This window comes from Streptococcus sp. HMSC078D09, assembly GCF_001813675.1.
Taxonomy (GTDB): Bacteria; Bacillota; Bacilli; order Lactobacillales; family Streptococcaceae; genus Streptococcus.
Genome location: NZ_KV813650.1, coordinates 191,114 through 213,589, shown reverse-complemented (window position 1 = coordinate 213,589; position 22,476 = coordinate 191,114). Strand labels below are relative to the sequence as shown.

The window sequence follows — 22,476 nt, the reverse complement described above, 5'->3', positions numbered from 1 at the left end:
AGAATGAAATTTGTAGGACTTGTAGGATCAAACTACGATCAATCATATAACCGTAAACTCTTGGAATTCATTCGCCGCCAATTTAAGATCAAATTTGAATTGGAAGTTCTTGAAATCGATGAAGTTCCAATGTTTAACCAAGATGAAAAATGGGACGAAAGTTTCCAATTACGTCTTTTGTACAATAAAATTACTCGAGCAGATGGTGTCATCATTGCTACTCCAGAGCACAACCATACGATCTCTGCTGCTCTTAAATCTGTTCTTGAATGGCTATCTTTTGAGGTGCATCCATTTGAAAACAAACCAGTAATGATCGTTGGTGCTTCCTACTATGATCAAGGGACATCACGTGCTCAGGTTCACCTCCGCAAGATCCTTGATGCTCCAGGTGTCAATGCTTATACTCTTCCAGGTAATGAATTCCTTCTTGGAAAAGCAAAAGAAGCTTTTGACGAAAACGGCAATATCATCAACGAAGGAACCGTCAAATTCCTCGAAACCTGCTTGGATAATTTTATGAAATACGTTGAGGTTGTATCTAAATTGAAAAAACCAAAACCAATTGAACCAGAAGATTTAGATTGTAATCATCCAATTGCTACAACTATTACTGAGATCGATCCGGATGATCCAGATTGGGTTGAAAAAGTAGCTGAACTTACAGGTGCTGTTTCTGGAGATACTTATGTCAAACTTGACCACGGTATCCTAACCGTTGACCAAATTAATATGTTCTTGAAGGCCATGCCATTTGAGTTGACCTATGCCGATGATAACAACCAATTCCTCTACTACAACAATGCTCATCAAGATCCAGATACCATGTTTGCCAAACGCGTGCCACCTCAATCTGGTAGCCGAATGTCAACCGTTCACGGATCCCTTCCACCAGCACGTATGAAAAACGTTGAATGGGTAATCGGCACTCTTCGCAACGGAAACCAAGAATATGTTCGAACCATTGTTCCAGGATCTCCTGAAGGCGTGATCAACACCCACAACTACCAAGCTATGTATTATGAAGATGGTTCTTACGCTGGTATCAATGAAATTGTCTTCAACTTCAAACCATGGTTAGACTGGTACCTGCAAACAACAGGTCAACGCCTTGTAGGTGGTAGCGGACCATTTGCTCCTGCTGGTGGTCATGGTGATGCAGATGCAACTTCTGGTGCTTCTGATGCTGGAGGACATGGTGACGGAGGCCACGGAGATGCTGATGCCACTTCTGGTGCAAGCAACTAATAAAAAAATGAAGCTACGTGCTTCATTTTTTTATTTTAACTCCTTGATAATCTTCTTAGCATCTTCGTTTGAAATTGCCCCTAGCTGCACATGACCAATCTTCCCTTGGCTATCAATGAAGACTTCTGTAGGAATGGAACGTACTTGATAGTTCGCAAAGGCAGAGCCATCTGGATTATACAAGACGGGCACTGATGGATAATCTTGTTGGGCAAACCATTCGACGAACTCTTCTTCTGTTTTTTCCCCTTGCATTCCCGGTGCCATAACCGTGAGAATCTCAAAATCTCTATCCTTTTCTTCAACCAATTCATTAAGTTCAGGCATGCTTTGACGACAAGGACCACACCAGGTAGCCCAAAATTTCAAGTAAACCTTTTTTCCTTTATAATGTGAAAGCTTAACTGTGTTCCCCTTCATGTCTTTTAGTTCGAAGTCACTTGCTTCTTTTCCTACTAAGGGATGTTTACTTGAGGTTGTGTTGGTCATGGTTTGATTGCTCATATTGTTCATACCGCTCTCACTTGATTGCTCCATCGAACAAGCAGACAGTAAAGCGATTGAGAGGATTGAAAAACACGTATATTTGATAAATTTCATAGGTATAATACCTCCATTTGATTTATGAAAAGATTGAAGACAAGCTATTTAATTGTCCCAAGAGTAATAGAATCCCCATAATAATGATGATGGCTCCACCGATTTTCTTCAGCAACAAGAGATGGGGTTTGAGACGATTGAAATAAGGCAATACAAGGCCTGATGCCAGTGCTAAGAGCAAGAATGGGATGGCCATCCCTAATGTATAGATAAAGAGATAGAGAGCACCCACGAGGGCATCTTGTCCATTGGATGCTGCTAATGCTAGAACCGATCCTAATACAGGACCAATGCAAGGCGTCCAACCAAAACTAAATCCAAGACCAAGAAGAAAGGCTGAAAACAACTCATTCTTCTGTTTGTTGGCTCCAAAATCTACTGATTTTTGCTTCTCAAGGAAATGAAAATGAAAGACTTCCATCTGATGAAGACCAAGGATAATGATCAGCGCTCCCATCACGTAGCGGAACCAGTTGGTATACATAACCTGCCCCAATAAGCCAGCTCCGAAACCTATGATAAGGAAAATAACAGAAATACCTGCGATAAAACACAAGGTCTTAACGATGCCATGCCAGCGTATCTTTTTCCCAAAAATCTGAACGGATTTTTCCTGATCACTTCCTAGCAAAACGCCTATGTAGACCGGGAGCAAAGGAAAGACACAGGGAGAGAAAAAGGAGAGAATCCCTGCCAGAAAGACAGTGAAAGAGAAAACGATTTGATTCATAAAATGCTCCGTATATTGATATGTTAGAAATAGTATAACATGCCCTTCCTTAAATTAAAAATTTCTGCTACGTTTTGGTTTTAAAGAATCCATTTCGTTACTAGTTTCAAAATCAAAAAAACTCTAAAGCAGGTAACTTTAGAGTTTCTAGTAAATCTTATTATTCTGCACTTTGTTTATTAGGCAAGAACAGAGCAAGGACAATACCAACGACTGCTGGTAATAACCATGGGAGGGATTGGGCAGCAAACGGCAAGTGCTTAATGATATTAGCGAGTCCTGCAAGTTTAAAGGTACTTGCCAGAACATCTGCAATCGCAACCAAGCTAACTAGGAAAATAGTCAGCTGCATTCCTGGTTTTGATAGTTGAGTAAATTTATTCACAATGACAATCAATACAATGGTAATGGTGATTGGGTAAAGAATCATCAAAACAGGCAATGAATAGGCAATAATGTCACTCAAACCAAGATTAGCAATGGAGAATCCAATCAAGGTAAAGAGGGTTGCATAGATTTTGTAGGAAATTTTAGGGAAAGTGTTATGGAAGAATTCCCCTGTCGATACGATCAAACCGGCTGTTGTGGTAAAGCAAGTCACCGTCACCATACCTGCAAGGAAAATTTGAGCAACTGGGCCAAAGATAGCCTTGGTTGCTTCTGAGAGGACATAAACACCCTTATTGGCATCGGAAGCCATCACTTCTGCTGGAATTGGGAAGTGATTTCCAAGATAACCCAATCCAATATACAAAATACTAAAGCCAATGGCTACGACGATCCCAACGATCCAGATGGTTTTAATGTATTCTTTCTTGCTGGTGAAACCAGGTTGATTGAGGGTGGTCACCGCAATCACACTAAAAGCCACTGAAGCAAGGGCATCCAAGGTATTGTACCCTTCGAGGAAACCTTGCCCAAAGGCAGATGCTTGGTAGGCTTCTGTTGCCACTTGAGGCGCGTGTCCGCTGTAGTTGAGAGCACCAAGGACAACGAGTACAACAATCAAGATAGCAAAGACAGGTGTTAAAATCCGACCAATACTATCTAGGATTTTAGAAGGATACAAGGCAATCAAATAGGCCAAACAGAAATAGATCAAGGTAAAAATGAAGAGACCAAGTCCTCCATTGGCATTTCCTAACAAGGGGGCAATCCCAACTTCGTAGGAAACGGTAGCTGTTCTTGGAATCGCAAAGAAGGGACCAATAGACAGATACAAGGCTACCAGATAAACGATGGCAAACCAAGGAGCAATTTTTCGTGAAATCTCATGGATATACCCTTTAGGATTGAGTGTCCCAATAATCAAGGTGATAATCGCAATCCCTACTCCTGATAAGACAAATCCAGCAATAGCTGGCCAAAAATGGCTACCCGACTGGGCACCTAGCGCAGGTGGAAAGATCAAATTCCCTGCACCAAAGAAAATACCAAATAACAGCAAACCTGTTAAGGAACCTTTTCGTAACATGTGTTCTCCTTTACATTTGTCAATCTTCTCTAGTATAACAGCTTTTATCCGCCACGGCAATTCCTTTTTTCTGAATCTATTGATTTTCTCAATTAGCAGTTAAGGCTTTTAACAACATTGAACGATTGTGTAGTTCATAAGCACCTTTTAGCCAATTGTGTTACAATTAAACTACTACTACATCTAGGAGTCATCATGTTTCTAAATATATTCTGGTTGGTTCCAGCTACCATTTTTTTATTTTTCTTTTTGAACGACCGCAGACGACTGATCAATGCTTACCTCTTTTCAGTAAGCTTAGGCCTTTTCCTCCTTATTTCAGCACTTTTACTGGTCGTACGGACAAGGATCTGGTTTAACCAGCAGATTGGTATCATTGTTTTTTCAGTACTTGCTATTCTTGTTTTACTCAGTATTATTTTCTCAACTGTTTTTCTTCTTTTTAACGGCCGTCAAATGATGACCTATGAAGGAAAAAGGCTGGCTAACCTCCTCTCACTCCTATATGGGATTTTTATTATCGGAGCCTTGGCGCTACATTTCCTTCCTCATTTCCCAGGAAATATATCTTGATTTACCCAACAGACTTCGCCCTCTTTTACTCGACCTTTCTTTATCTCTCTTATGTCTTTTATGGGACCTTTTGTAATTTTTTCCCCATCCGTAAGGAACCGGATGCTATCATCGTCCTTGGCTCCGGTCTAATTGGGAATAAAGTCCCACCACTTCTAGCCCATCGTCTAACTAAAGCAAAGACTATCTATGAGCAGTTCGAGGGACGATCAAAACTAATTGTTTCTGGCGGACAAGGTGCTGATGAGTTAACCTCAGAGGCGGAAGCTATGGCAAACTACCTGATGGAACAGGGTGTACTACAGGAAGATATTTTGATTGAGAATCGTTCTCGAACGACTTTTGAAAATCTGATCTTTAGCAAGGCTATTCTTGAAGATCAGGGACTAGAAAAGAGTGTCCTTGTGGTGACCAATTCCTTTCACGCTCTTCGGGCTGGTGTCTTTATGAGACGATTAAAAATCCCTGGACGCAGTGTCGGTTCAAAAACAGCTTTTTATTATCTCCCATCGGCTTGGATCCGAGAAACGGTTGAGCTAGTTTCTCTCTATTGGAAATGGCATGCTACTTTCTTAGCTTTTCTATTTCTGCCTTGGTTCTTTTCACAAATCATGAGTATCGTGAACTATTTCTTTATTTACTAACCAAAAAAATTCTCTGCAAATTAGCTGAGAACTTTTTTATATCATGTCTAATGATCACTGAAGCGTCGGTATTCAATACGGAAATCAAAGTAATTCTCTGCTTGCAGTTTATGGAAGATGTCCCGATAAGCCTCTTCATCAAATTGATCGCCTCGATAAAGAATCTCAAAACTCAGATCATCGTATTCTAAAAAAGCATTAGCAGTTTTAAATCCATTTCGCTTATAGAAATCCATCCGAGACTGACGCTGCTCTATATTGTCGCATTCTTCATCTAAACGTTCCACTTCAAGAATCATGGTCCTTTGGTAAAATTCCACCAATTTTTCAATGATTTCTTGACCATATCCATGGCTTCTTAAATGTGGCATAATGGCAAAGAAACTGACATAAAAAGCTTTCTGATTATAGATTGAAAAAGCAAATCCGACAAATTCTTCGTCGTTATAAAAAGCAAAGAAATTGGCATCGTCATTGTCCGTATAGCGTAAAAATTCTGACAAAGGAACACGCTCTTCTTCTGGAAATGCTTCGATATTCAGCCTTTCGACCTTATCCAGATCTGGGAACGTTTCCGTGATTAATTGGCTCGTTAAGCTCATAAGGCCTCCTTTTCTGACACGATTATATCAAAAAATGTAAGGGGATTCAACTACCGATGCTTGTCGCTGGTTACTGAAGTTGGTATAATGGCACTATGAAAAGAATTCAACGTGTGAACCTCATAGATGGTCCTATTTTACCCACTCTTTTAAGTTTTGCCTTTCCTATTCTTTTATCCAATATCTTCCAACAACTCTACAATACCTCGGATGTCATGATTGTAGGACGATTTTTAGGTCAAAAATCATTGGCCGCCGTTGGTGCGACCTCCGCTATTTTTGATCTGATTGTTGGATTTGCTGTCGGTGTTGGAAATGGGATGGGCATCATTATCGCGAGAAATTATGGAGCTAAAAACGATGACCAATTACGAAAATCTGTCGCAGCAACTGCTGTTATTGGCGGCATCCTCAGTCTCTTCGTGATATCTATTGGTGTTGTGGGTCTTTATCCCCTTCTCCAGTTTTTAGGGACCCCACAAGCTATTATAGCTCAGTCCTATCTCTATATCTCCACCATAGTCAATGGTGTAGCTGTGACCTTTGCCTATAATCTTTGTGCCGGACTTCTTCGAGCGGTTGGCGATAGCTTAGCGGCACTCTACTTCTTGATTATCGCTGCCATTCTCAATATTCTTCTTGATCTTTATTTTATTACCCAACTCCATCTCGGAGTCCAATCCGCTGGGATTGCGACCATTATTGCGCAAAGTTTTTCTGCACTTCTTTGTTTCTTTTATATTCGCAAAAAAGTGCCTTTCCTCCTGCCAAATCGAAACGATTTTGTTTGGGATCAAAGGCTCTATCAGGACTTAATCAGTCAGGGATTTACCATGGGGCTCATGTCTTCTATTGTCTCTATCGGAACAGTCATCTTACAATCAGCTATCAATAAGCTTGGAATGACCATCATTAGTGCTCATATCTCAGCGCGTCGGATCATGTCCTTTGCCCTCCTACCAATGGCTGCTATTTCCACTAGTATGACGACCTTTACCTCGCAAAACTTTGGTGCTAAACGCTTTCGACGGATTCAAAAAGGGGTCAAACAAGCTTGTCTTCTCTCCTTCGTTTGGTCGATCATTGTTGCCATCCTCCTCTTCTTTACAAGCCCCTTCTTAACAAGCCTCATATCTGGATCTAGCGATCCTAACTTGATCGCAAATGCCAGTCTCTATCTGCAAATCAGCTCCTACTTCTATCCGGTCTTAGGATGCCTCTTGATTTTAGGGAATTCCCTCCAAGGTATCGGCCGAAAATTGACCCCTTTGATTTCTAGCTTTATCGAGTTAACAGGAAAAATTCTCTTTGTACTTTTCATTATCCCTCACACAGGCTATATAGGAGTCATTCTTTGCGAGCCTCTCATTTGGGTTCCAATGACCCTTCAACTTTGGTTTACCTACCACAAAGCCAGTCATCAGCTTCTTGCATCATAACACTCGACGAGTCCATAATAAAAAAACTTCTGCTCATTTGAACAGAAGTTTTTTTGTCATCAGGCGTCTATTAGAACAAGCCGATCGCTGTTCCGTCAGCAGCCACATCCATATTTAAAGCAGCTGGACGTTTTGGTAGACCAGGCATGGTCATGACATCCCCAGTCAAAGCGACAATAAAGCCTGCTCCCAATTTTGGAACCACTTCACGAATAGTAATTTCAAAGTTTTCCGGAGCTCCCAAGGCGTTTGGATTATCGGAGAAGCTATATTGTGTTTTGGCCATACAGATTGGCAACTTATCCCAACCATTTTTCACGATTTGGGCAATTTGTGTCTTAGCTTTCTTCTCAAAGTTTACCTTGCTACCACGGTAAATTTCCGTCACAATTTTTTCAATTTTTTCTTCTACAGAAAGGTTGTTATCATACAAACGTGTGTAGGTAGCTGGACTTGTTTCGATGGTTTGAACCAGCGTTTCAGCAAGGTCAACCCCACCGTCAGCACCATTCGCCCATACGCTCGCAAGCTCTACTGGTACCTCAATTTCAGCACACAATTCTTTCAAAGCAGCAATTTCTGCTTCTGTATCGGTGATAAATTCATTGATAGCTACTACCGCAGGAATACCAAACTTACGGATATTTTCAACGTGGCGTTTCAAGTTGGCAAAACCAGCACGAACAGCCTCTACATTTTCTTCAGTCAGAGCATCCTTGGTCACTCCACCATTCATCTTAAGAGCACGAAGTGTTGCTACGATTACAACAGCATCTGGTGAAGTTGGCAAGTTTGGCGTTTTAATATCGAGGAATTTTTCAGCACCAAGGTCAGCACCAAAACCTGCTTCTGTAATTGTATAGTCCGCTAAATGAAGAGCTGTCGTCGTTGCTAACACAGAGTTACATCCATGGGCGATATTGGCAAATGGACCACCGTGAACAAAGGCAGGTGTACCATAGATGGTTTGAACCAAGTTTGGCTTGATCGCATCTTTGAGGATCAAGGCAAGTGCCCCTTCCACTTCCAAATCACGGACATAGACCGGGCTACGATCATAACGGTAGCCAATAACAATATTAGCCAAACGGCCTTTCAAATCTTCAATATCTGTCGCCAAGCAAAGGATGGCCATAATCTCAGAAGCAACGGTAATATCAAATCCGTCTTCACGCGGAATCCCATTTAAAGGACCGCCAAGACCGACAGAGACATGACGAAGAGCACGGTCATTCAAGTCCACTACCCGTTTCCAGATAATCCGACGTTGGTCAATACCTAGCTCATTTCCTTGATGCAAATGATTATCAATCAATGCTGAGAGAGCGTTATTAGCCGTTGTGATGGCATGCATATCCCCTGTGAAATGAAGGTTGATGTCTTCCATCGGTAGAACTTGGGCATAGCCACCACCAGCAGCACCACCTTTAATCCCCATAACTGGACCTAAAGAAGGTTCGCGAATGGCAATCATGGTTTTTTTACCGATTTTATTCAAAGCATCTGCTAGACCAATGGTAATGGTTGATTTCCCTTCTCCAGCTGGAGTTGGGTTGATCGCAGTGACTAAGATAAGTTTTCCTACTGGATTTTTCTCAACTTCACGAATCTTATCAAAGCTCAATTTCGCCTTGTATTTTCCATACAATTCAAGATCATCGTCTACCAAACCGATCTTCTTAACAACGTCCACAATCGGTTGGAGTTCAATGCTTTGAGCAATTTCGATATCTGTTTTCATAAGGGACTCCTTTATATTTGATAGGTCTATTATACCTAAAATTCGCGAAAATGACATGGTTTTTCCACCTTTTGAATCGAACGTTCGTTTTTTATGTAAATTTTATGGCTACACATAGCTAATCCTAATAGCTTCAGAACTTTACTTATGTATCTTTTTTGTGTAAAATAAGCATATGCATATTTTAATTACATCAGGCGGGACGAGCGAAGCCATTGATAGTGTTCGTTCGATCACCAATCATTCCACCGGGAGCCTAGGGAAAATCCTTGCAGAAACGGCTCTTGCTAAGGGACATCAGGTGACCTTGATCACAACGCCTACCGCTCTTAAACCCGACCCTCACCCACAGCTTCGACTTCTATTGATCGACAATGTTGAGGAACTTCTCTCTCAAATGAAAAAGGAAGTTCCTCGTCACCAGGTATTAATCCATGCTATGGCAGTCTCAGACTATACGCCTGTTTACATGACAGGCCTTGAGGAGGTTGAGAAGGCTAAAGACCTTCATAGCTTTATCCATCGCGAAAATCACGAAACCAAAATCTCTTCGAAAGAAGAATATCAGGTGCTCTTCTTAAAGAAAAATCCGAAGATTATCTCGCTCGTCAAAGAATGGAACCCTGCCATTCAACTGATCGGCTTTAAGCTTTTAGTCGACGTTTCTTCTGAAGAGTTGATCCAGGTAGCGCGTGAAAGCCTGGTTAAAAATCATGCCAGCATGATCGTTGCCAATGATCTGACCAAGATTCAGAACGGTCAGCATCAAGCCTATCTAGTAACAGATGATCACGTTCTAGAAGCTTCTACGAAAACAGAAATCGCAGAGGCTATCCTACGTTATATCAAATAAAAAGGTACATATGACACACATTACTTTAGCGGTTACCGGTAGTATTTCCGCCTATAAGGCTGCTGATATTACCAGCCAACTAACCAAATTGGGATTTGAAGTGAAGGTCCTCATGACTCCTTCAGCCCAAAAATTTATCACCCCTTTAACCTTGCAAGTTCTTTCAAAAAATCCAGTAGGCCTAGAGGTTATGGTGGAAGACGATCCACAGCGGATCGAGCACATCGACATTGGGAAAGAAACTGACCTCTTTCTTGTAGCGCCGGCCAGTGCCAATACCATTGCTAAATTGGCCATGGGACTTGCAGATAATATGGTCACAAGCACAGCTCTAGCCTTGCCTCAAAGGACTAAAAAATTACTGGCCCCTGCTATGAATACAAAAATGCTAGATCATCCTGCTACCCAACGAAATCTAAAACTCTTACAAGACTATGGTTACCAGATCATCCAACCTCGAGAGGCTACTCTCGCTTGTGGAGATCAAGGTTCTGGAGCTCTAGCCACTGTCGACACTATCATCCAAGCTGTTAAGGAGAATTGTTTATGAGAAAATCAGCCTCTATTTCACGAATTGCCATCTTTTTTGCCGTGATGATCACCATTCACTTTGTGACGTCCTTCATTTTGCAATTTGTCCCATCAGGAATTCAACCAACCTTGGTTCATATTCCTGTCGTGATCGCTTCTATTATCTACGGACCTCGAACTGGAGCAATTCTAGGACTCCTCATGGGACTCTTTAGCCTCACCATGAATACCCTGGTTATAACACCAGCCAGCTATCTCTTTAGTCCCTTTGTCCCTCACGGGAATCTCTACTCCCTTATCATTGCCATAGTCCCTCGGATTCTCATTGGGGTAACCCCTTACTTCGTCTATCGCTGGATTCGCAATCGTACAGGACTTATGATCGCTGGAATTGTCGGCTCTATGACCAATACTGTTTTCGTTTTAAGCGGGATTTACTTCTTCTTTGGCAACAGTTTTGGAGGGGGAATTCAAAATTTCCTTGGCTTGATTGTGTCTACTAACTCACTCATCGAAGTCATTGCGACAGTACTCATTACTAGTGCAGTCGTTCCATCCCTTGAAAAATTAAAATAAAAAGCTAGGTCGAGACAGTTTTGTCTTGACCTTTTATCTATCCTAAATTCCCTCTTTATTTTTGAAAAGATTTACAATTATCGCTAGAATTTTCTGAAAAAATTTGCTATAATGAAAGCGATTAAATATATAGCAAAAAGGAGACGCTTGCATGACTTATCAAGAAAACTACCAAAAATGGCTCGACTTTGCTGAATTACCAGCTTACCTTCGTGAAGAGTTGGTCGCAATGGACGAAAAAACCAAAGAAGATGCCTTCTATACCAACTTAGAGTTTGGTACAGCTGGTATGCGTGGGTTAATCGGTGCTGGTACCAATCGTATTAACATTTATGTTGTTCGCCAAGCAACTGAAGGATTGGCCCAATTGATCGAATCAAAAGGGGAAGAAGCTAAAAAACGCGGAGTTGCCATTGCTTATGACAGCCGTCACTTCTCTCCTGAGTTTGCTTTTGAATCTGCTCAAGTCTTGGCTGCTCATGGGATCAAATCGTATGTATTTGAAAGCCTTCGTCCAACACCTGAATTGTCGTTTGCTGTTCGCCACCTCCACACATTTGCTGGGATCATGGTAACAGCTAGCCACAACCCTGCTCCATTTAATGGATACAAGGTTTATGGTGAAGACGGTGGACAAATGCCACCTGCAGATGCCGATGCTTTGACAGATTACATCCGTGCGATCAAAAATCCTTTCACTGTGCAATTGGCTGACCTTGAAGAAAGCAAAGCTAATGGCTTGATTGAAGTTATCGGTGAAAACGTCGATGCTGAATACTTGAAAGAAGTGAAAGGCGTTAACATCAACCAAGACTTGATCAATGAGTACGGTCGCGACATGAAGATTGTCTACACTCCTCTTCATGGTACAGGTGAAATGTTGGCTCGTCGTGCTCTTGCACAAGCTGGATTTGAAGCAGTTCAAGTTGTTGAAGCTCAAGCTGTTCCAGATGCTGATTTCTCAACTGTTAAATCTCCAAACCCTGAAAACCAAGCTGCTTTTGCTCTTGCTGAAGAACTTGGTCGCAAAGTAGATGCTGATGTATTGGTCGCAACTGACCCAGATGCTGACCGCCTTGGTGTTGAAATCCGCCAACCAGATGGTTCTTACCTCAACCTTTCTGGTAACCAAATCGGAGCGATCATTGCTAAATATATTCTTGAAGCTCACAAAACAGCTGGTACTCTTCCTGCAAATGCTGCTCTTTGTAAATCCATCGTATCCACTGAGTTGGTGACCAAGATTGCAAAAAGCTACGGCGCAACTATGTTTAACGTCTTGACTGGTTTCAAATTTATCGGTGAAAAAATTCATGAATTTGAAACACAACACAACCACACTTACATGCTTGGTTTTGAAGAAAGCTTCGGTTACCTCATCAAACCATTCGTACGTGACAAAGATGCTATCCAAGCCGTTCTTATCGTTGCTGAAATCGCAGCTTACTACCGCTCACGTGGTATGACTTTGGCAGATGGTATCGAAGAAATCTATAAACAATATGGTTACTTCGCAGAAAAGACTATCTCTGTTACCCTTTCAGGTGTGGATGGAGCTGCTGAAATCAAGAAAATCATGGATAAATTCCGTGGTAACGCTCCTAAACAATTCAACAACACAGACATTGCTAAGACAGAAGACTTCTTGGAACAAACAGCTACTACTGCTGACGGCGTTGAAAAATTAACAACTCCTCCAAGTAACGTATTGAAATACATCTTGGCTGATGATTCATGGTTTGCCGTTCGTCCTTCAGGTACAGAACCAAAAATCAAATTCTACATTGCTACAGTTGGTGAATCTGAAGCAGATGCTAAAGAAAAAATTGCGAATATCGAAGCAGAAATCAATGCTTTTGTAGGCTAAAACATGAGGTTGGGACAAAAGTCCTAGCCTTTTAATTGTTTTTGGATTGTTGAGCAAGACGCAGTGGTTGAGTGGGCTCTACTACGCTGATTTCATCAGCTTTTACAGCCCTACTCAACTGTGCGGAGGTGGGACGACGAAATCGAATTCTAACGAATGACCGATTTCTGTCCCACTCTCTCTTTCTTTCGTAGCAAATACCAGCGATTTTTTAGAAAATATGGCATACTAGATTTAGAAGAAAGCGAGGTAATCTCATGGAACAATTTTTAGAAGATATTAAAGATCTTGAAGTTACAACTGTTGCGCGTGCGCAAGAAGCGATTGACAAAAAAGAAACAGCAACCTTCTTTATCGGACGCAAGACTTGTCCTTACTGCCGGAAGTTTGCTAGTAAGTTAGCAACTGTCGTAGCTGAAACAAAAGCTCATATCTATTTTATTAATAGTGAAGAACCAAGTCAGCTAGACGCATTACAAGCCTTCCGCTCAACTTACGGCATCCCAACTGTCCCAGGATTTTTACATGTCGAATCTGGTGAAGTCACTGTTCGTTGCGACTCATCCATGTCTGAAGAAGAAATCAAAGCATTCGCTCATCTATAAAAAAATTAGCTAGAGAATAATCTCTAGCTATTTTTCATTTTCCGAAAAAGTCGTCCAAATCTTCTGCTGGGGTTTAGCAAAAGGATAGTACGAAAATTCTTCTGGTGTTAACCAAACAGTCGATTCGCTTGCTGGTTGCTCTCCTTCTTTTACTAGGCCGTAACGAATCTGAACCTGCCACTTGCGATGCGAAAAGATATGCTGGACGATAGGATACGATCTGTCCTGCCATTCAATGGCCAAGTCATAGTCCTGTTCAAAAGAAAGAATTTCTGGGTTACTCTCTGCATCCCCCTTCCCATCCAATAGAGATAATTGACCTAGGTTCTCAGATAGGCTATCCACTTCGATCAAGGGGAAATGCCAGAAGCCTGACAAGAGTCCTTCTCGCTCATTTTTCTCCAGCAAGTAGCGTCCTTGACTATCCTTGATAATAAAGGCTGTTAGATAGACAGGTACCGGTTTCTTTTTAGGAGCCTTAATGGGATAACGATCCATGGTCCCATGTTGGTAGGCCGCGCTAAATTCCTTGACAGGACTTTCTTCTGGCCGTGGATTGACTGGGGACTCAATATCTGAGCCCAAATCCATCAAAGCCTGATTAAAATCACCAGGACGGTCTGGATCAATCAAGAGTTCCATCATAGCTTGAAAAATCTTACGATTGGTTGGGATTCCGATATCGTAGTCGACCTCAAACAAACGAGCTAAAACACGCATGACATTGCCATCTACTGCCGGCTCTGGCAATCCAAAAGCAATACTAGCAATGGCACCAGCTGTATAAGGCCCAATGCCCTTCAGTTTTGAGATAGACTCGTAGCTTGATGGGAACACTCCCCCATGCTCCTCCATGATTTGCTGGGCAGCCTTCTGCATGTTGCGGACACGTGAGTAATACCCCAAGCCTTCCCAAGCTTTTAAGAGCTTTTCCTCAGATGCCTGAGCCAAATCAGCAACTGTCGGAAACCAATTCAGAAAACGCTCATAATAAGGAATCACCGTATCGACACGTGTCTGCTGGAGCATAATTTCTGAAATCCAAATTTTATAAGGATCCTGCGTCCTTCTCCAAGGGAGATCCCGTTTATGGGCATCATACCAGGCTAATAACTTTTCACGGAAGGAAGCAATTTTTTCCTCCTCCCACATGATAATCCCGTAATCTTTTAAATCTAACATATTCCTAGTATACCATAGAATGGGTTAGAGTTTAGAAATTCTGATTTTATAAAGAAAAAGAGGCTGGGACAAAAGTCCTGGCCTCTCAATTGTCTTTAGATTGTTGAGCAAGACGCAGTGGTTGAGTGGGCTCTACTACGCTGATTTCATCAGCTTTTACAGCCCTACTCAACTGTGCGGAGGTGGGACGACGAAATCGAATTCTAACGAATTACCAATTTCTGTCCCACTCTCTAAATGCATTTCTTATTGTTCCACGGCTTGAGCTGCAGTAATCAAGGTCAATTTGTAAACGTCATCTGCATTACATCCACGAGAGAGGTCATTGACTGGTTTGTTCAACCCTTGCAAGACAGGACCTACCGCCGCAAAGCCACCAAGACGTTCTGCCATCTTATATCCAATATTACCTGCTTCAATACCAGGGAAGATAAAGACATTAGCTTGACCTGCTACCTTGCTTCCTGGAGCTTTCAAGGCTGCTGTTTCTGGTAAAAAGGCAGCGTCAAATTGCAATTCTCCATCAATTTCAAGGTCTGGACGAAGTTCATGAGCGATTTTTGTTGCTTCCACTACTTTATCAACACTTTCGCCAAAACCAGAACCTTTTGTTGAATAGCTCAACATGGCAATTTTGGGATCAATTCCAAACATCTTGGCTGTGATAGCTGAGTTGATGGCAATTTCAGCCAAGCCTTCTGCATCTGGATTAATATTGATGGCACAGTCCCCAAACAAGTAACGTTCAGTTCCGCGTACCATGAGGAAGGCACCTGAGGTTCGTTTGACATTTGGACGAGTTTTGATGATTTGAAGGGCAGGACGAACAGTTGCAGCAGTTGAGTGAATGGCACCTGAAACCATACCATCAACGATTCCCAAATGTACCAACATGACACCAAAGTAGTTGACATCGTCTTTCAAAATTTGACGTGCCTCTTCATCTGTCATTTTACCCTTACGGCGCTCAACTAAGGAAGCAACCATCTCTTCAAAACCTGAGTAAGAATGCGGGTCGATGACTTCGTATCCATCCAAGACTCCTTCAATTTCAAGATAAATCCGAATCTTATCTGGATTACCAAGCAAGACAGGTGTCACGTCTGTTTCTTTAACAATGCGTTTCGCTGCTTGCAGAATACGAGGTTCTTCCCCTTCTGGTAACACAATACGAGCATTCTTACCAACGAGGTTGGCTTTGAGATTTTCAAAAACTTCCATGAGTTTTACTCCTTTTAATAATTAATAACTTGTTTGAAGCTGTGTTAATACAGCTTGAAAATCTGGAGGCAGTGGACTTTCTATGACCAACTCTTCCTCTAGAAATGGGTGATAATAGGATAGACGATGACAATGAAGGGCTTGGCGCTCAATGCCGTCTTCTAAACTCCCGCCATAGAGATCATCTCCCAAAAGTGGAAAACCAATATGGGAAAAATGAACACGGATCTGATGGGTTCGGCCTGTGTGTAACTGAATATCCACTAGGTGAATATCACCAAAAGATTGAACAACCTGGTAGCTTGTATGAGCGTATTTTCCACCTTTAGCTACCTTGCGGGTGATAATTGAATCTTCATCACGCGCAATCGGAGCAATAATCTCTCCGACAGGATCAAGCTTCCCAGATCCCTTGACCAAGGCGTAATAGCGTTTCTGAATCGTTTTGGCTTGCAATTGCTTATCTAAACGGGCATGGGCATAGCCATGTTTGGCAAAGAGCATAACGCCACTCGTATCTTTATCCAGGCGAGTGACTATGTGGACCTGCTGGTTCTCATAGCCTTGCTTCACATAATAGCCTTTTACAAAATTTGCTAAAGTATTAGAATGAATCGCACTTGGAATCGAGGCGATGCCAAAAGGTTTGTTTAAGACCAAAAAATGATCATCTTCAAACAAAATATCCAAAGGTCGATCCATAGGTTTTAGGGTTTCAAAACCTTCTTCTGCTGGAATGTCTATGACCAAGTGATCCCCAATATCCAACAAATAAATCGCATTCTCCGGACGACCATTGACAAGGATCTGGCCTCCACGAAACTTAATCTTAGCCAAAAGGCCTTTAGAAACCTCGTGCTTTTTCAGAAAGGTCTTAACCTTGACATGCTCATCGACAATGAATTCAAATCTCATTCTCCGTCATCTCCGATAAAGGCATCCTTGACCCGATTCCAGAAACTGGTGTGACTGGAACTTGCCACAAAATTAATCTTATGGTTGTCGATCTGATACTCTACTTTTGCAATATTGCGGTAAGAATAGGTTGAATTATCGACAGAGATAATGTGGAAGCCAGGTCTCGTCGGTGTAATCTCGATCTTATCCTTTTTAGGGACAATGACAGAAGAACCCAAGGTACGATAAACACGGTTGTTGAGACTGGCGATCTCAGCGATTTGCAGCGCCTCAATAGTTGGGTGAAGGACTGCTCCTCCCAAGGATTTATTGTAAGCCGTACTTCCTGTAGGAGTCGAAACGGTGATCCCGTCTCCTCTGAAGCGCTCAAAATCCACTCCATTAATCGTGAGATCAGCAACCATGGTTCGGTCGCTTCTCTTAATCGTTGCTTCGTTCAAAGCTCTCATGGTACGGGTTTCCCCATTTTCGAAAGTAATCTTGACATTCAAAATAGGGTAAGAAACCTTAGCGCCTGTATCATATTTCAAATTCTCAACCAGCTTATCGATTTCACTGTCTAAGTAATCCGTATAGAATCCTAAGTGTCCGGTATGGACGCCAACAAATCGCACCCGATCCAACTGGTGTTCATACTTGTGAAAGGCTGATAACAACATCCCATCGCCACCAATTGAAATCACAATATCCGGGTGCTTCTCCGTCAAAATAAAATTATTTTTCCGAAGCTTGTAGCGCAACTGCTGAAAAACCTCTTCACTTTGACGCTTGCGATTGCGAATAATGGATACTTTTTTACCTGTAGTCTTCATCTGTGTCATCACTATTTCCAACGCCATCATTTAACTTACGATGAAGTGGATCAAACAGGGCTTGAGCCTCCTGAATCGCATCCCGAATTGCCCCCATCTCTTCATCCAAGAGATAGGCCAGGTTTGCTGTCGTCTCTAAGCGTTTTTTGATCTCGTCTGGAAAGTCTCCTTTATATTTATAATTAAGCGAGTGTTCAATGGTTGCCCAAAAATTCATGGACAAGGTCCGAATTTGAATCTCTGCTAAGATCGTTTCATTTCCATCAATGGTATCGACCGGATACTCGACCACGACGTGGTAACTCCGGTAGCCACTTGATTTCTTGTGGCGGATGTAATCTCGCTCTTGGACCACGCGCATATCCTGCCGTTGTCTCAGAACCTCTAGGATCTCTTCGACGTCATCCACAAACTGGACCATGATGCGAAGACCAGCAATATCTTGCATATCCTGAGCCAGATTTTCTTCAGAAATATTTCTTCGGATCATCTTTTCGCGAATGCTCTCAATCGGCTTGACCCGTCCTGTAACAAACTCAATTGGAGAATGCTTTTGTTGCTTACGATATTGCTTACGAATCCCACGCAGTTTGATTTTTAATTCCCCAACTGCTTGGATATACGGATCTAAGAAGTTTTCCCAATCAATTGCCATCCTACCACCTTGTAATCTGAACCATTTTTGTATACAATAAACACATCTCTTATTATATCATGAATCGCTTTTGAAAAAAAGCAAAGGACCACAAAATGAACCATTTAGAAATTGAATACAAAACCATGCTAGACAAGGAGGAATACCAATCCCTCCTTCCACTTTTTGCTGATACAGAATTGGTTGTCCAAACCAATCACTATATCGATACACCCGACCAGCTCATCCGTAAGGAAAAAATGGCCTTGCGGGTGCGTACTTTCACAGATCAGGCTGAATTGACTCTCAAAGTCCCTGAAGATGTTGGCCATTTCGAGTACAATCAAGACCTCAACCCAGAAGAAACCAAGGAGATTCTTCAACAACAACAGTTTCCTGACGGAGAAATCAAAAAACTCTTGAAATCTAAAGAAATCCCAGTTGAGCAACTCGCGGTCTGGGGAAGCCTTACAACAGAACGATTCGAAAAAGAAACTGATGCAGGCTTAGTAGCACTAGACCGCAGTCTCTATCTAGACACTGAAGATTATGAATTAGAAATCGAGGTCGAAACTGCTGAGCAGGAAGAAAATTTCCATCAGTTCATCAAAGAGCATGGAATCGTCTACAAAGCTGCTAAAAATAAAATCGCCAGATTGGCGGAAAGATTGTAAAATAGCTGAAATTATCGCAAATTTTTGCTAAAATAGTGCTAAGATCAAAAATCTAAATGAGGTTGGAATCACATGTCAGATAAAAAAAATATGAAGCTCTTCTCTCTCAATTCAAATCCAGAGATTGCGCAAAAGATTGCGGATCACGCTGGGGTTCCACTTGGGAAAATTTCATCCCGTCAATTCTCAGATGGTGAAATCCAAGTCAATATTGAGGAAAGTGTTCGTGGATATGATATTTATATCATTCAATCAACCAGTTTCCCTGTCAACAATCACTTGATGGAACTGTTAATTATGGTAGATGCTTGCCAACGGGCCAGCGCAAATACTGTCAATGTGGTCATGCCTTACTTCGGTTATGCCCGCCAAGACCGGACTGCTGCTCCTCGCGAACCAATCACAGCTAAGCTCGTCGCAAACATGTTGGTCAAAGCTGGGGTGGATCGCGTTGTCACACTGGATCTCCATGCTGTTCAGGTTCAAGGTTTCTTCGATATTGCCGTGGATAACCTCTTTACCATTCCACTTTTTGCAGAACACTACATCAACAAAGGTCTAACAGGGCCTGATGTCGTCGTCGTCAGCCCTAAAAACTCTGGTGTCAAACGAGCTCGTAGTTTAGCTGAATATCTTGATGCACCGATTGCGATCATTGATTACGAGCAAGATGATGCGAACCGTGATTATGGCTATATTATCGGGGATGTCAAAGATAAGAAAGCGATCTTGATTGACGATATCCTCAATACCGGTAAGACATTCTCAGAAGCTGCGAAAATCGTCGAACGAGAAGGAGCTACTGAAATTTATGCTGTATCAAGCCATGGTTTATTTGTAAAAGGTGCTGTCGAGTTATTAGACCAAGCTCCGATCAAAGAAATCTTAGTAACCGATTCTGTTGCTCCAAACGGACCAACTCCTAAAAATATTAACTATCTGACAGCTAGCGAACTGATCGCTGAAGCTATTGTTCGCATTCAAGAAAGAAAACCTGTTAGTCCTCTATTTGCCTACCACAAGAAATAAGGTCTTAATGTGATATATTTTGATAATGCCGCAACAACTCCCCTTCTACCTGAAGTCATTGATAAAATGTCTGAAACCATGAAGACCACTTTTGGAAATCCATCGAGCCTTCATGCTCATGGACGGATGGCTAGTAAACTCCTTCGAGAATCTCGCGAGCAGATTGCTCAGTCACTCCATACTCTTCCAAATCGTATCTTCTTCACCTCAGGTGGATCAGAAAGTAATAATACCGTTATAAAAGGCTATTGCTTGAAACACCAAGCGGATGGCAAACACATCATTACGACTGCTTTGGAACACCATGCGGTTCTAGAACCCATCGAATATCTTGTAGAACGTTTCGGATTTGAAGTTACGATCGTCCAACCAAGAGATGGACGCATTCAGGCTAGTGATATCAAGGCGGCTCTTAGACCAGATACCATTCTTGTCTCTACCATGTTTGCCAATAACGAGACAGGCGATCTTCTACCGATTAAAGAAATCGGAGAACTCTTAAAAGATCATCCAGCTGCCTTTCACGTTGATGCTGTCCAAGCAATCGGAAAGGTCCCCGTCAATCCCGAAGAGTTGGGAATTAATTTTCTCAGTGCTTCTGCCCACAAATTCCACGGACCAAAAGGAGTCGGCTTCCTTTATGCAGCCGTCCCAGATTTTGATAATCTCATCCATGGTGGGGATCAGGAAAGTAAGATGAGAGCCAGCACGGAAAATCTCATTTCTATTGTAGGGATGGCAACCGCGCTTCAGCAAGCTACACTTCATCAAGAAGAAAATTTCAACCAGGTTCAAAAACTGGGCCAAGAACTAGTCAATGGTTTAGCAGCCTACGACTACTACGTTAATGCGAATGAAGATCATCTTCCATTTGTTTGGAATCTTGGCTTTCCGGGTGTCCAAAATGACGTTTTACTGATGCGACTCGATCTTGCTGGAATTTCTGTCTCTACAGGTTCTGCTTGTACCGCTGGTACAGTTCAACCCAGCCATGTCCTTGAGGCACTCTATGGAAAAGATAGCTCACGCTTAAAAGAATCCCTTCGAATTAGTTTTTCAGAACTCAATACCGTAGAGGAGGTTCAAGACTTCCTTTCAAAACTTAAAGAAATTTTATCATAGGAGAACAATATGGCTTTTGAAACAAGTGTTTCATTGAAAGACTGCAAATATACCTATAGTCTACACCCAAATGTAAAAAAATATACCTTATGTGACAATACATTCGCCGTTACAAAAGTTGGAAATTATGAGTTAAATCGTTTGCTCGAAGCCGTTCCAAATAGCGGCGAAGGCTTCCTACTTAAAATCATTTTCAATAAAGATTTGACAGGTTTTAAGATCAATATTACAGACAAGTCTGGGCTTCGCCTGGTTAATATCTTTAAAAATCCAGAAAATGACATTATCCAACAAAAATTCTATTTCTTAATGGATAGTCTTGTCGAAAGAGAAATTTTCAACAAAACAGAGGCCTAATATGGTAACCCTAACTTATATCGATGCTTACCAAGTAGAACGAACGACTACTTATCCCGACCTTGCAGCCTGCATCCTAGATTTTTCAGGCTGTGTAACCCTGCCTGACTCTTACTCAATCGTATCCATTGAATACAAGGGAGAAAAACTCCCCTATAAGGGGAGAGTCGATGGGCTCTATGCTTTTTTGAAAAAGGTAGAGCAAGCTGAAAACTAAGCTGATGCTGATGGAACTCTCCCATCACCATCAGCTTTTTCTTTAGACAAAAATATTTTTGAAAAACCGTTCAAGATAGTTGATTTTTTCACAATCTTCCTATACAATAAGAGGGAAAGGTTGTGATATTGTGAAACATGATAAAAATACTCCAATTCCACGCGCAACAGCAAAACGCTTATCGCTCTACTACCGCATTTTTAAACGTTTTAACTCTGAAAAAATAGAGCGCGCCAATTCCAAGCAAATTGCTGATGCAATTGGGATTGACTCTGCTACTGTTCGACGAGATTTCTCATATTTTGGTGAATTAGGAAGACGTGGATTTGGTTATGACGTAAAAAAACTGATGAACTTCTTTGCAGATCTCTTGAATGACAATGCCATTACCAATGTCGCTATTGTGGGGATCGGAAATATGGGAAGTGCGCTCCTCAACTATCGCTTCCATGAACGCAATAAGATGAAAATTGTCATGGCTTTTGATGTAGATGATCATGAACTGATTAATACCAAAAGTAAGGATGGGATCCCCATTTATGGGATTTCTACGATCAAAGAGAATCTCAAAAAAGAAGGCATTCAAACAGCAATTTTAACTGTCCCAAGTATTAAAGCGCAGGAAGTTGCTAGTCTTTTAGTAGATGCCGGTGTCAAAGGAATTCTAAGCTTTTCTCCGGTCCATCTGACAGTTCCTAAAGACGTTGTTGTCCAATATGTCGATCTCACTAGTGAATTGCAAACACTCCTTTATTTCATGCGAAAAAACGAAGAATAAAGATTTATACATTAACAAGAAAAGAGGCTGGGACAAAAATCCTAGCCTC

General features: G+C 41.7%; 23 protein-coding genes and 1 pseudogene. 14 read left to right on the top strand and 10 right to left on the bottom strand.

Features of this window, described 5'->3' with window-relative positions; genetic code table 11:
- Nucleotides 1-3: 3 nt before the first annotated feature.
- A complete protein-coding gene (locus HMPREF2926_RS01080; protein WP_070586185.1) occupies nucleotides 4-1,248 on the top strand; it encodes an NAD(P)H-dependent oxidoreductase in 1,245 nt (414 codons plus the stop codon).
- A 30-nt stretch (nucleotides 1,249-1,278) separates the two neighbouring features.
- On the opposite strand, the gene HMPREF2926_RS01075 is transcribed toward HMPREF2926_RS01080, so the two are convergent.
- The 3 genes from HMPREF2926_RS01075 to brnQ all read right to left on the bottom strand — a co-directional run bounded on the left by HMPREF2926_RS01075 (nucleotide 1,279) and on the right by brnQ (nucleotide 4,052).
- Nucleotides 1,279-1,848 carry a TlpA family protein disulfide reductase gene (locus HMPREF2926_RS01075; protein ID WP_070586184.1) on the bottom strand — a complete coding sequence of 190 codons (570 nt, stop codon included), beginning with the start codon at nucleotides 1,846-1,848 and terminating at the stop codon, nucleotides 1,279-1,281.
- A gap of 22 nt (nucleotides 1,849-1,870) precedes the next feature.
- The gene (gene ccdA2 / locus HMPREF2926_RS01070) at nucleotides 1,871-2,578 is read right to left on the bottom strand and encodes a thiol-disulfide oxidoreductase-associated membrane protein CcdA2 (RefSeq protein WP_049497920.1); all 708 of its coding nucleotides are present in this window, start codon (nucleotides 2,576-2,578) and stop codon (nucleotides 1,871-1,873) included.
- Between the two features lie 160 nt (nucleotides 2,579-2,738).
- Nucleotides 2,739-4,052 (bottom strand): branched-chain amino acid transport system II carrier protein, encoded by a 1,314-nt coding sequence (gene brnQ / locus HMPREF2926_RS01065; protein WP_070586183.1) that lies wholly within the window; start codon nucleotides 4,050-4,052, stop codon nucleotides 2,739-2,741.
- 195 nt (nucleotides 4,053-4,247) lie between these two features.
- Here brnQ and HMPREF2926_RS01060 point away from each other — a divergent pair.
- Nucleotides 4,248-5,269, top strand: a pseudogene (locus HMPREF2926_RS01060) (YdcF family protein).
- Nucleotides 5,270-5,316: 47 nt separating this feature from the next.
- Here HMPREF2926_RS01060 and HMPREF2926_RS01055 read toward each other — a convergent pair.
- Nucleotides 5,317-5,871 (bottom strand): GNAT family N-acetyltransferase, encoded by a 555-nt coding sequence (locus HMPREF2926_RS01055; protein WP_070586182.1) that lies wholly within the window; start codon nucleotides 5,869-5,871, stop codon nucleotides 5,317-5,319.
- A 95-nt stretch (nucleotides 5,872-5,966) separates the two neighbouring features.
- On the opposite strand from HMPREF2926_RS01055, the gene HMPREF2926_RS01050 reads away from it, so the two are divergent.
- Entirely contained in the window at nucleotides 5,967-7,310 is a 1,344-nt protein-coding gene (locus tag HMPREF2926_RS01050; RefSeq protein WP_070586181.1) for an MATE family efflux transporter, read from the top strand.
- 70 nt (nucleotides 7,311-7,380) lie between these two features.
- Here HMPREF2926_RS01050 and HMPREF2926_RS01045 read toward each other — a convergent pair whose 3' ends face one another.
- On the bottom strand, nucleotides 7,381-9,051 hold the full coding sequence (locus tag HMPREF2926_RS01045; protein WP_070586180.1) for a formate--tetrahydrofolate ligase: 1,671 nt from the start codon (nucleotides 9,049-9,051) through the stop codon (nucleotides 7,381-7,383).
- 175 nt (nucleotides 9,052-9,226) lie between these two features.
- Here HMPREF2926_RS01045 and HMPREF2926_RS01040 point away from each other — a divergent pair, with 175 nt between their 5' ends.
- From HMPREF2926_RS01040 to HMPREF2926_RS01020, 5 genes are all read left to right on the top strand, one after another.
- Nucleotides 9,227-9,904, top strand: coding sequence for a phosphopantothenate--cysteine ligase (locus tag HMPREF2926_RS01040; protein WP_070586179.1), 678 nt, complete (start codon nucleotides 9,227-9,229; stop codon nucleotides 9,902-9,904).
- Nucleotides 9,905-9,914: 10 nt separating this feature from the next.
- Complete coding sequence (gene coaC, locus HMPREF2926_RS01035; RefSeq protein ID WP_024056114.1) at nucleotides 9,915-10,454, top strand: phosphopantothenoylcysteine decarboxylase; 540 nt, start codon at nucleotides 9,915-9,917, stop codon at nucleotides 10,452-10,454.
- Nucleotides 10,451-11,011 (top strand): ECF transporter S component, encoded by a 561-nt coding sequence (locus HMPREF2926_RS01030; RefSeq protein ID WP_070586178.1) that lies wholly within the window; start codon nucleotides 10,451-10,453, stop codon nucleotides 11,009-11,011. Before coaC ends, HMPREF2926_RS01030 begins: the two co-directional genes overlap by 4 nt.
- Before the next feature lie 151 nt (nucleotides 11,012-11,162).
- Nucleotides 11,163-12,878 (top strand): phospho-sugar mutase, encoded by a 1,716-nt coding sequence (locus tag HMPREF2926_RS01025; RefSeq protein ID WP_070586177.1) that lies wholly within the window; start codon nucleotides 11,163-11,165, stop codon nucleotides 12,876-12,878.
- 257 nt (nucleotides 12,879-13,135) lie between these two features.
- On the top strand, nucleotides 13,136-13,483 hold the full coding sequence (locus tag HMPREF2926_RS01020) for a DUF6568 family protein (protein WP_070586176.1): 348 nt from the start codon (nucleotides 13,136-13,138) through the stop codon (nucleotides 13,481-13,483).
- Nucleotides 13,484-13,510: 27 nt separating this feature from the next.
- Here HMPREF2926_RS01020 and mutY read toward each other — a convergent pair whose 3' ends face one another.
- The 5 genes from mutY to HMPREF2926_RS00995 all read right to left on the bottom strand — a co-directional run bounded on the left by mutY (nucleotide 13,511) and on the right by HMPREF2926_RS00995 (nucleotide 18,271).
- Nucleotides 13,511-14,665 (bottom strand): A/G-specific adenine glycosylase, encoded by a 1,155-nt coding sequence (mutY, locus tag HMPREF2926_RS01015; protein ID WP_070586175.1) that lies wholly within the window; start codon nucleotides 14,663-14,665, stop codon nucleotides 13,511-13,513.
- Nucleotides 14,666-14,911: 246 nt separating this feature from the next.
- Nucleotides 14,912-15,886 carry a phosphate acetyltransferase gene (gene pta / locus HMPREF2926_RS01010; protein WP_070586174.1) on the bottom strand — a complete coding sequence of 325 codons (975 nt, stop codon included), beginning with the start codon at nucleotides 15,884-15,886 and terminating at the stop codon, nucleotides 14,912-14,914.
- A gap of 21 nt (nucleotides 15,887-15,907) precedes the next feature.
- Nucleotides 15,908-16,801, bottom strand: a complete 894-nt coding sequence (locus tag HMPREF2926_RS01005; RefSeq protein WP_070586173.1) for an RluA family pseudouridine synthase — start codon at nucleotides 16,799-16,801, stop codon at nucleotides 15,908-15,910.
- Nucleotides 16,798-17,616, bottom strand: a complete 819-nt coding sequence (locus tag HMPREF2926_RS01000; protein WP_305366792.1) for an NAD kinase — start codon at nucleotides 17,614-17,616, stop codon at nucleotides 16,798-16,800. Before HMPREF2926_RS01000 ends, HMPREF2926_RS01005 begins: the two co-directional genes overlap by 4 nt.
- Entirely contained in the window at nucleotides 17,600-18,271 is a 672-nt protein-coding gene (locus HMPREF2926_RS00995) for a GTP diphosphokinase (protein ID WP_023918039.1), read from the bottom strand. The genes HMPREF2926_RS01000 and HMPREF2926_RS00995 overlap by 17 nt, the downstream gene beginning before the upstream one ends.
- A 95-nt stretch (nucleotides 18,272-18,366) precedes the next feature.
- On the opposite strand from HMPREF2926_RS00995, the gene HMPREF2926_RS00990 reads away from it, so the two are divergent.
- The 6 genes from HMPREF2926_RS00990 to HMPREF2926_RS00965 all read left to right on the top strand — a co-directional run bounded on the left by HMPREF2926_RS00990 (nucleotide 18,367) and on the right by HMPREF2926_RS00965 (nucleotide 22,427).
- The gene (locus HMPREF2926_RS00990; RefSeq protein WP_070586171.1) at nucleotides 18,367-18,924 is read left to right on the top strand and encodes a CYTH domain-containing protein; all 558 of its coding nucleotides are present in this window, start codon (nucleotides 18,367-18,369) and stop codon (nucleotides 18,922-18,924) included.
- 72 nt (nucleotides 18,925-18,996) lie between these two features.
- Nucleotides 18,997-19,953, top strand: a complete 957-nt coding sequence (locus HMPREF2926_RS00985; RefSeq protein ID WP_003007186.1) for a ribose-phosphate diphosphokinase — start codon at nucleotides 18,997-18,999, stop codon at nucleotides 19,951-19,953.
- Between the two features lie 9 nt (nucleotides 19,954-19,962).
- Nucleotides 19,963-21,075: a cysteine desulfurase family protein gene (locus tag HMPREF2926_RS00980; RefSeq protein WP_070586170.1), complete on the top strand. Its 1,113-nt coding sequence runs from the start codon at nucleotides 19,963-19,965 to the stop codon at nucleotides 21,073-21,075.
- Nucleotides 21,076-21,084: 9 nt separating this feature from the next.
- The gene (locus tag HMPREF2926_RS00975; RefSeq protein WP_070586169.1) at nucleotides 21,085-21,432 is read left to right on the top strand and encodes a DUF1831 domain-containing protein; all 348 of its coding nucleotides are present in this window, start codon (nucleotides 21,085-21,087) and stop codon (nucleotides 21,430-21,432) included.
- 1 nt (nucleotide 21,433) lies between these two features.
- Nucleotides 21,434-21,649, top strand: coding sequence for a DUF4649 family protein (locus HMPREF2926_RS00970; protein WP_070586168.1), 216 nt, complete (start codon nucleotides 21,434-21,436; stop codon nucleotides 21,647-21,649).
- Between the two features lie 130 nt (nucleotides 21,650-21,779).
- Entirely contained in the window at nucleotides 21,780-22,427 is a 648-nt protein-coding gene (locus HMPREF2926_RS00965) for a redox-sensing transcriptional repressor Rex (RefSeq protein ID WP_049474902.1), read from the top strand.
- Nucleotides 22,428-22,476: the final 49 nt, after the last annotated feature.